The 9,823-nt window shown below is 72.6% G+C and carries 4 protein-coding genes, 2 tRNA genes and 1 pseudogene; 6 read left to right on the plus strand and 1 reads right to left on the minus strand.

Annotation, left to right across the window (positions count from 1 at the left end):
• Nucleotides 1–477 precede the first annotated feature (477 nt).
• The 6 genes from ACFWB8_RS35570 to ACFWB8_RS35595 all read left to right on the plus strand — a co-directional run bounded on the left by ACFWB8_RS35570 (nt 478) and on the right by ACFWB8_RS35595 (nt 9,416).
• On the plus strand, nt 478–2,880 hold the full coding sequence (locus ACFWB8_RS35570) for a DEAD/DEAH box helicase (protein WP_385236984.1): 2,403 nt from the start codon (nt 478–480) through the stop codon (nt 2,878–2,880).
• Nucleotides 2,881–3,041: 161 nt separating this feature from the next.
• Nucleotides 3,042–6,296: an FG-GAP repeat domain-containing protein gene (locus ACFWB8_RS35575; RefSeq protein ID WP_385236987.1), complete on the plus strand. Its 3,255-nt coding sequence runs from the start codon at nt 3,042–3,044 to the stop codon at nt 6,294–6,296.
• Between the two features lie 75 nt (nt 6,297–6,371).
• A tRNA-Lys gene (locus tag ACFWB8_RS35580) sits at nt 6,372–6,444 on the plus strand.
• 245 nt (nt 6,445–6,689) lie between these two features.
• Nucleotides 6,690–6,763 (plus strand) — tRNA-Met (locus tag ACFWB8_RS35585).
• A 154-nt stretch (nt 6,764–6,917) separates the two neighbouring features.
• The gene (locus tag ACFWB8_RS35590; protein ID WP_385236990.1) at nt 6,918–8,078 is read left to right on the plus strand and encodes a PP2C family protein-serine/threonine phosphatase; all 1,161 of its coding nucleotides are present in this window, start codon (nt 6,918–6,920) and stop codon (nt 8,076–8,078) included.
• A 282-nt stretch (nt 8,079–8,360) separates the two neighbouring features.
• Nucleotides 8,361–9,416, plus strand: a complete 1,056-nt coding sequence (locus tag ACFWB8_RS35595) for a M23 family metallopeptidase (RefSeq protein WP_385236993.1) — start codon at nt 8,361–8,363, stop codon at nt 9,414–9,416.
• Here the strand turns inward: ACFWB8_RS35595 and ACFWB8_RS35600 are convergent.
• Nucleotides 9,413–9,823: pseudogene (locus ACFWB8_RS35600) on the minus strand (PrsW family intramembrane metalloprotease); the annotation flags it as partial. The gene ACFWB8_RS35595 and the pseudogene ACFWB8_RS35600 overlap by 4 nt on opposite strands.

Genomic DNA, 9,823 nt, shown 5'->3' on the forward strand with positions numbered 1-9,823 from the left:
CCGTCGGCGGGGCCGGGCGGCGGCGTGGGCGGCCAGGGTCCGCAGCAGCCGTCCTCGGGCGGCGGCGGGGCGGGCGGCGCGGCCGGCGGCTCGGGTGCCGCGGGAGGCTCCGGCGGGGGGCAGCAGTCGCCCTCGCCGGTACCGGAACCACCGACTCCGCAGCCGACCGTGACGAATACCACACCGACTCCGGCGCCGTCCCCGGGGGAGCCCAGCCCGGCGCCTGCTTCGTAGGCGCGCGCCCCCTTCTCCGGGGCGTCTTCGCAGGTCAGAGCCGTATTGGGTGGAGTGACTTGCCAGACCCCGGGGAGGGTGCGTATGGTTATAGATCGTTTGATCCCATTGCCCGGCGCCGAATCCGAAGAGCGCCGTGTGGCGCGTACTCTCCCTAGCCGTGGCTGACCGCATTGAGGCGGTCGATTTGCGATTCACGGAGTTTGGGCGCGTGCCGAGACTCCGGAAGGTTTCGCATTTCGCATGTCCATTTCCAGTTCTGACCGTTCCGTCATGCCCGAGAACGACTCCAACGAGATCGTTGACGCTGAGGCCCTCGTGGTCACCGAGGCCATCGAGGCCGCGGAGGCGAACGAGATCATCGAGGCTCTTGAGGCCGACGTGGCGACCGGCGAGTCCCTCGAGGACTCCACCAACGACTTCGACGACGACGCTGAGGCTGACGCCGACGCGGAGCCCACGATCGGCTTCGCCGAGCTCGGTCTGCCCGACGGCATCGTGCGCAAGCTCGCCCAGAACGGCGTCACGTCGCCCTTCCCGATCCAGGCCGCGACCATCCCGGACGCCCTGGCCGGCAAGGACATCCTCGGCCGCGGCCGCACCGGCTCCGGCAAGACCCTCTCCTTCGGTCTGCCGACCCTGGCCTCCCTGGCCGGCGGGCACACCGAGAAGAAGAAGCCCCGCGCCATCATCCTCACGCCGACGCGTGAGCTCGCGATGCAGGTCGCGGACGCCCTCCAGCCCTACGGCGACGTGCTCGGCCTCAAGATGAAGGTCGTCTGCGGCGGTACCTCGATGAGCAACCAGATCTACGCCCTCGAGCGCGGTGTCGACGTCCTCGTCGCCACCCCGGGCCGTCTGCGCGACATCATCAACCGCGGCGCCTGCTCCCTCGAGAACGTCAAGATCGCCGTCCTCGACGAGGCCGACCAGATGGCGGACCTGGGCTTCCTGCCCGAGGTCACCGAACTGCTCGACCAGATCCCCGGCGGCGGCCAGCGCATGCTCTTCTCCGCCACCATGGAGAACGAGATCGGCACCCTGGTCAAGCGCTACCTGACCAACCCCGTCACGCACGAGGTCGACAGCGCGCAGGGCAACGTCACGACCATGACGCACCACGTCCTCGTCGTGAAGCCGAAGGACAAGGCGCCGGTCACGGCCGCCATCGCCGCCCGCAAGGGCCGCACCATCATCTTCGTCCGCACCCAGCTGGGCGCCGACCGCATCGCCGAGCAGCTCATCGAATCCGGCGTGAAGGCCGACGCGCTGCACGGCGGCATGACGCAGGGTGCCCGCACCCGCGTCCTCGCCGACTTCAAGGACGGCTACGTCAACGCGCTCGTCGCCACCGACGTCGCCGCCCGCGGCATCCACGTCGACGGCATCGACCTGGTCCTGAACGTGGACCCGGCCGGCGACCACAAGGACTACCTGCACCGCTCGGGCCGTACCGCCCGCGCCGGCAAGTCGGGCGTCGTGGTCTCCCTGGCCCTGCCGCACCAGCGCCGCCAGATCTTCCGCCTGATGGAGGACGCGGGCGTGGACGCCTCGCGCCACATCGTCCAGGGCGTCGGCGCGTTCGACCCCGAGGTCGCCGAGATCACCGGTGCCCGTTCGCTGACGCAGGTTCAGGCCGACTCCGCGAACAACGCCGCGAAGCAGGCCGAGCGCGAGGTCGCCGACCTCACCAAGCAGCTGGAGCGCCTGTCGCGCCGTGCCGTGGAGCTGCGCGAGGAGGCCGACCGCCTCGTCGCCCGTTCCGCCCGTGAGCGTGGCGAGGACCCGGAGGCCGCTGTCGCCGAGGTGGTCGAGGCCGCCGAGGCCGAGGTCGCGGCTGCCGTCGCGGCCGAGCCGGTCGTCCAGGAGCGCCAGTTCGAGCAGCGTCGCGACGACCGCGGCAACTTCGAGCGCCGCGACAACCGTCGCGACGACCGCGGTGACCGTGGCGGCGACCGTGGCGGCTTCCGCCGCGACGACCGCGGTGACCGTGGTGGCGACCGTGGTGGCTTCCGCCGCGACGACCGTCCGTCCGGCGGTTTCCGCTCCGGCGGCGACCGTCCCTCGGGTGGTTTCAACCGTGACGACCGTGGTGGCGACCGTGGTGGCTTCCGCCGCGACGACCGCCCGTCCGGTGGTTTCCGCTCCGGCGGCGACCGTCCGGCCGGTGGCGGCTTCCGCTCTGGCGGCGACCGTCCGGCCGGTGGCGGCTTCCGCTCCGGTGGCGACCGTCCTGCCGGCGGTGGCTTCCGCCGCGACGACCGCCCCTCGGGTGGTTTCAACCGTGACGACCGTGGTGGCGACCGTCCTGCCGGCGGTGGCTTCCGCCGCGACGACCGTCCCTCGGGTGGTTTCAACCGTGACGACCGTGGTGGCGACCGTGGTGGCTTCCGCCGCGACGACCGCCCGTCCGGTGGCTTCCGCTCCGGCGGCGACCGTCCGGCCGGTGGCGGCTTCCGCTCCGGTGGCGACCGTCCGGCCGGCGGTGGCTTCCGCCGCGACGACCGTCCCTCGGGCGGCGACCGCCCGTACGGCCGCCGCGACGACAACCGCCCCTCCGGCTCCGGTTCCACCGGTTCCACCGGTTCCACCGGTTCCTTCGGCGGCCGCCGCGACGACAAGCCCCGCTGGAAGCGCAACGGCTGATCCAGCCTGAGCTGACCGCTTGGAACAGGGCCCCTACGACACCCGTCGTAGGGGCCCTGTTCGCGTGCTTGCTAAGCTCCGCAGACTTTGCAGTGGGGGGCACAGCAAGGCCGGTGGACACCGGTTCCGGGAGGTCCTCCGTGTCCCGGGGGGCCTGATTGATGAAACGCTCACATGCTCGTGCGCTGGCAGCGCTCGCACTGACCACCACGGTGGCCGCGCTGGGCACCGTACCCGCGACGGCGACACAAGCGGGAGCGCCGACCGCGCAGTCCGCAGCGGCCGAGACCGTACTGCCGCAGGCCCAGCGGCGCATTCCCCGCGGCACCCGCATCCTCGACGCGGGTACGACGGGCCTGCTCCTCGCTCAAGAGGCCGACGACCGGCTGCTCTGGATCGACTACGCGACGGGTGCCCGGACCGCACTCGCGACGCGTCTCGCGTCCAAGCCCGTGTACAACGTCGACAGCGGCTACTTCGAGCAGGCCCCGTTCAGCTCGGAACCCGGGTTCTACGGCGCGGGTTCCGACACGGTGGCCCTGTACTCCGCGACTCCGGCGCCGCACGTGAGCCTCCAGAAGGGTGCGGGGGCCGTCCTCGCGGACATCGCCCTGCCGTCCGGTCAGACGTACAAGGGCACCTTCGGGGACACCGTGGTCACCGCCGTGGGCGACCCCAACGCGCCCACCGGGTACCACCTGCTCAAGGCGGGCGGAGCGGGTGGCAAGGCGACCGACACCCCGGTGACGGGGCTCCTGGAGGGCGCCGAGTCGAGTCAGGTGGTGGACGGGGACGCGAAGTCCGTGATCGTGCGCCACACGGTGCCGGTCCCCTCCGGCACCGTCTCCCGCTGGTCGGTCATCGACCTCGCCACCGGGCAGGCCAAGGGGCTGCCGGACCGGCCGGATCCGGCGGACCAGTACGAGATCACCGACTTCCGGCTTGCGCCGCAGGGGCTGCTGCGGATCCACGGCAGCCGCTCTCTGGTGGATCTCCTGGACCGGGCGAACCCCGACGCGGCTCCGCTGCGCACGCTGGACACCTCGGTCCTCGGCTGGCCGGAGTACGCCCTGCTCGGCGGCGAGACCCTGCTGGGTGTGGACCCGATGAGCATCGGCAACAACGACCGCACCGGCTCCATCCTCTGGAGCTTCCACAACGGCAACGAGGACCGCCACGTGGAGCTGGGGTCCGCGCGCCCGCAGCTGGTCACCGCTCCCGACGGCTCGGTCCTCGCCGTGGGATCCGTCGCGGAGTCGAGCATCAGCAACGGTGACGTCGACTGGGCCGTCCACCGGCTCACCCGGTCGGTTGCCGGAGCCACCGAGGTCAAGCGGGTCGCCACGGTCGATCCCGTGCCGGCCTCGGTCTACGGCCTGGCCCTCGGCAGCGGCATCCTGAACACCTCGGACAACAGCACCGCGTACGCCCCGGCCACGATCATCGGCACCTTCCGCACCACGCGGCTGAGCACCGGCCCGGGTACGCCGTCGGTCGTCTCACAGACGGTCGACCGGAGCACCGGCGGCCGGGACGCCGACTGCTCGCAGTGGGACAGCAAGCGCTGCCTGGAGATGTTCTCCGCCGGAGACGGAAACCACGGCCGCCGCAAGCCCACCGAGCAGGACGGTACGGTCCTCTACCGGTCCGGCTCCACCGACTGGGGCCCCCGAGTCACCACGGGGGAGAGCAGCCCGGCGCTCGCCGACCTGTCGGGACGTTTCGGGATCGTCGACGGGCTCTCCTCCACGAACCAGTACGTGACGGAGTTCAAGGAGCCCGATTCCGGGGCCACGCTCCTCAAGCGCAGCCGGGTGGCCTCCGCGGTCTGGGGTTCCACCCTCTGGAGCGGCTCCACGACGGACGGCACGGTCAGCCGGCAGAACCTGCCCGAGGGCGCCGCGCAGAACGTCTTCAAGACACTCGACAACTGTGTGCCGAACCAGCTCCAGGCCGTCGGCCGCTGGGTCTACTGGGCCTGCCCGAAGGACTGGGGCAAGCCCGCCGTCGCCGGCCTCTTCGACCAGACGACCGGGAAGGCGGTGGCGGTCCCCGCCGATCCCGCGCTCCTCGGCGACGGCTACCTGGTGCGCGGTACGCAGGCCAACGGGCTCGAACTGACCGACCTGAGCGGCGGGGTGCCGGTGGCCGGTACGGCGCTGCCCACCCGGGTGCTGGTGAGCAAGGCCAAGCTGGGTGCGTCCACCGGTCCCCGCACCGGCTGGACGGTCGACCGCTTTGGCGGCAACGTCGCCTACGTGGACGACACGGAGCGCGTGCACATCGTGCCCACCGGGGTGACGGCCTCGCAGTTGACGCCGATCGACTCGGTGGCGCCCGCCGCCGCGTTGGACCTCAAGGCGAAGCCGGCACAGCAGTGGACCGGGAAGTGGTGGCTGTCCAAGCCCGCCGCATCGTGGAAACTGACGGTCCGGAACAAGACGACGGGCGTGACGACCCTCGTACGGAGCGGCGCTGACGCACGCGGCCTCATCGCCCCCACCTGGGACGGCACGGACGCCTCCGGGAAGCTCCTGTACAGCGGCGCGTACGACTGGACGCTGACCGCCCAGCCCGCCGACGGGCAGGGCGCCGCGCTCACGGCCACCGGGGCCGTCGCGCTCTCCGGGGCCGGGGCCAGGCCCCGGGACTTCGTCGGGGACGGGTACGGCGACCTGTTCGGGTTCAAGGCCGACGGGACGGCCGAGTTCCTGCCCGGCGGCCCGGGTGCCTTCGGGGCGGCCGTCTCCGGCGGTGGCTGGACCGGCGACAACGCCGTCAACGCCGTGCTGCCGTTCGGCGACGTGGACAACGACGGCTGCAACGACGTGCTCGTGCGGACGGCCGCCGGCGCGCTGCGGGCGTACCGGCCCGGCTGCGGGCAGCCCCTGACGCCCGCCTCGCCGTACACGGTGATCGGCCTCGGCGGCTGGAACGCGTACGACACGCTGATCGCGCCCGGCGACCTCACCGGGGACGGGCGGACGGACCTGCTGGCCAGGAACAACACCACGGGCCAGCTGTACATGTACGCCCTCAAGGGCACCGGGCTGCAGTCCGGGCTGACCTCCAAGGCGCTGATCGCCGAGGGCATGCAGGGCTACCTGCTGGCCGGCGCGCGCGACCTCAACGGCGACGGCCGCGGCGACATGGTGGGCCGGGACCCGAGCGGCAAGCTGTGGTTCTACCCCGGCCAGTCCGACGGCAAGCTGGCACCCCGCGTGGAGATCGGCACGGGCTGGCAGATCTTCAACGCCCTCGTCGGCGTCGGCGACATCACCGGCGACGGCAAGTCCGACCTGGTGGCGCGCGACACGGCGGGTGCCCTGTGGCGCTATGTCGGCCGGGGCAACGGCACGTTCGAGAAGCGCGTCAAGATCAGTGACGGCTGGGGGACTTACGCGAGCCTCAGCTGAGGACACGGGCCGGTCAGTCGATACCCGATCGGCTGACCGGCGCTGTCCGGCTATGCTCTGTCGTGAGCACGTGGAGGGCCATTAGCTCAATTGGCAGAGCAGCGGACTTTTAATCCGTTGGTTGTCGGTTCGAGTCCGACATGGCCTACCGCTTGTGGAGCGCCCCGTTCTGGTTTCGGCCAGGCGGGGCGCTCTGTCGTTCGCGGGCTTGTCCGCGGTGGACGCCGACCGACAGCTGCCTCGAAGGATGTCCGTGCAGCCCACACCGGGTCAGAAGGGCGGCTGCGAGGTGGGTTTCACGTCTCTGACCTGGGGATATGGCCGTCCAGGGGGTGCCGGGGAGGTTAATTGGCGGGGCCCTCCCCCCGGATGGGCTAGAGTTGGGTTTACCGACGCGGGGTGGAGCAGCTCGGTAGCTCGCTGGGCTCATAACCCAGAGGTCGTAGGTTCAAATCCTGCCCCCGCTACTCAGTACGAAGGCCCGGTTCCCCTTGGGGAGCCGGGCCTTCGTCGTACCCCCTCGCCGTGAGCCGCCCCGTCACTCGTACGGGCCCGGCCGGGTCGCCGTGACGCCGTTCCTGCGGCGAGCCTTGAGGGCGGACCGGGCGGCAGGAGGCCAGCGTGGCGCGGCAGGGCCGGCAGGACAGCGGCAACGGGGAGCGCGCGTCCGGCGGCGGTGTGGCCCGGCGCGTGGTCCGGGTGCTCCCGGGGGCGCTGATCGTGCTCGGCTTCGGCTTCGACGTCCTCACCCCGCCCAGCTTCACCGGCTCCCCCTTCTTCACCGCGGCCCCGCTGTTCACGATCCGCGGGACCGTCTGGACCGGGGCGCTGGCCACGCTCGCCGTGGTCCTGCTGCACATCTACAACGACACCACCTGGAAGGTGGAGGCCATGACGGAGCTGGCCACCGTCCTGACCGTGTCCGCGCTGGCCGTCCTGATCAACCGGGTCGTACGCCGCAGCGGCGAGCAGCTCGCCTCGGCGCGCGGGATCGCCGAAGCCGCCCAGCGCGCCGTGCTGCCGACGTCCGCCGAACGCATCGCGGGCCTGCACGTCTCCGCCCGGTACGAGGCCGCGCAGGCGGACGCGTTCATCGGCGGCGACCTGTACGCCGTCCAGGACGGCCCGTACGGGGTGCGCCTGGCGGTGGGCGACGTACGGGGCAAGGGACTCGGGGCGGTCGAAGCGGTCGCCGTGGTCCTCGGGGCGTTCCGGGAGGCGGCGGAGAGCGAGCCGACGCTGGAGGGCGTGGCGCGGCGGCTGGAGCGGGCGCTGGCCCGCGAGGGCACCCGGCGGGGCAGCCTGGACGCGGTGGAGGGGTTCACGACGTGCGTGCTCGGGGAGATCCCGGCGGACGCGGGCGTGCTGCGGCTGGTCAACCGCGGGCACCCCGAGCCCTTGCTGCTGCACGCGGACGGCGGTGTCTCGGCCCTCGCCCCGGCGGAACCGGCGCTGCCGCTCGGCATGGGGGAGCTGGGCGGTTCGCCGGACCGGGCGCAGGAGTGGCCCTTCCCGGCGGGGTCCACGCTGCTGCTGTACACGGACGGGCTGACGGAGGCCCGGGACGCGGCGGGGGAGTTCTACGACCCGGAGGCCCGGCTGCGCGGCCGGGTCTTCCCCGGGCCCGACGAGCTGCTCGGTGCCCTCAGCAGCGACGTCCGCCGGTACACGGGCGGCAGGGCGACGGACGACATGGCGCTGCTCGCGGTCGGCCGGCCGGGGGAGGGGCAGCCGGAGCGGCGGCGGACGGTGCCCGTCGTACCGAAGGGCGACGGAGCGTAACCGAAGAGGCGCTCTGCGCGAAGAGTCTGACGAATCGTCAAGGTGGGTGCGTGGCTGGAGGGGTGCGCGAGTCGGCCGATCTTTGCCCGGGTTGATCCCTAAATATGGCTAAAAGTACTGGCCGGAGCCGCTCGGAGAGTGGCTGATTGACGTTAACGATCAATCGCAACTGCTTGGAATCACTCCCCTTCTTCTATTACCGTTCGATAACGCAGCGCGGTCGTCCCAGCCGTCGCAAGAGATGGCGCCGTGCGCGTGCGCGTCAATGAGGAGTGTGCCCCGGTGGCCTCCAACTTGCCTGCCCCTGAAGGCACCGAGATCCAGGAGCAGCCCACCGCCGGCGCCTGGGGCGAGTGGAACCCCACCGAGGACTCGGCCCGGCCGGTCCGCGGCAAGCACCGGGTGATCAGGCAGCGCGGCGGACTGGCCCGTTCCTCCACCGTGCTCGGCGTCGGCGTCATCGCCGCGGTCGGCGCGGGAGGCATCGCCACCGCGCAGGACCGGCCCCAAGTCGCCATATCCCTCCCCTCGTTGCCCGACCTGGTGCCGCACGCGCTGGAGGCCATGGACTCCCTCGACGGCAGCCAGGCGCATCAGGCCGACGGCGCGGACGCGGACGCCGGTGCGCGGGCCGCCGCGGCGAGGTCCGGGATCATCCCGCAGCAGGCCGACCGGCGGGCCGACGCGGGTGAACTCCTGCGCAGCCGCATCCTCCAGCAGGCGGAGTCCCAGCAGGACGCCGCGGCCGCCCGGGAACACGACGAGGCCGAGCGGGCCGCCCAGGAGGCCGCCGCCGAGGAAGCCAAGGAGAAGCAGGAGGCCGCCCGGAAGGAAGCCGAGGCCGCGGCCGCGGCAGCCGCCGAGAAGGCCGCGCAGGAGGCCGAGGCAGCCCAGGAGGCCGCCGATGCCAAGGCCGGGCAGGAGCGCCTCGCCGAACTGGCCGGCAGCTTCGCCCTCCCGACCTCCGCCTACACCCTCACCTCGCACTACGGGGACGCAGGCTCGATGTGGTCCTCCGGCCACCACACCGGCCTCGACTTCGCGGCCCCGACCGGCACCCCCGTCAAGGCCGTCGGCAGCGGCAAGATCACCTCGGCCGGCTGGTCCGGCGCCTACGGCTACCGCATCGTGCTGGAGCTCGAGGACGGCACCGAGGTCTGGTACTGCCACCTGTCGTCGATGTCGGTGACAGGCGGTTCGGTGGGCACGGGCGAGACCATCGGCCGCGTCGGCGCCACCGGAAACGTCACCGGTCCCCACCTCCACCTCGAGGTCCGCCAGGGCGGCTCGACCAGCGACCCGCTGGCCTGGCTGAGGTCGAAGGGCCTGTCCGTCTAGCGAACGCCCTGCCCGGCCGTGGCAGCGGCACTGGCAGCGGCGACGGGAGTGGCGGCGACGGGAGTGGCGGCGGCAACCGCGACAGCGGCCACCGGCACCCGCCCCGAGTGGCTCCGTGGACTCGGTACGCCGGCCCGCGCGGGCCCGGGTGCCCGCGGCAAGGGGTCGAACCAGGGCGGGAGCAGCTCCTCCATGACGGCCGCCCGGGCGAGCGCGGGCCCCGCCGTCGCGCGGCGCAGCCACAGCCGGCGCAGCAACTCCCGCTCCCGCCCGGCGAAATCCGGCTCGCGGGCCGGACCGCCGCGGCGCGCGCGGTGGCGTAGCAGGGCCAGGGCGGCGGCGTCCGCCTCGTAGCGGCGGACCGCCCGCCCGGCCGCCCGGCCGCCGCTGGGCCGGGCCAGGGCCTG

Origin of the sequence: Streptomyces sp. NPDC060031 (assembly GCF_042736805.1) — a bacterium.
Classification (GTDB): domain Bacteria; phylum Actinomycetota; class Actinomycetes; order Streptomycetales; family Streptomycetaceae; genus Streptomyces.

Bases quoted from the DNA above. Each gene is read 5' to 3' on its own strand.
- ACFWB8_RS35570 (WP_385236984.1), top strand. From the start codon at position 478: ATGTCCATTTCCAGTTCTGACCGTTCCGTCATGCCCGAGAACGACTCC.
- ACFWB8_RS35575 (WP_385236987.1), top strand. From the start codon at position 3,042: ATGAAACGCTCACATGCTCGTGCGCTGGCAGCGCTCGCACTGACCACC.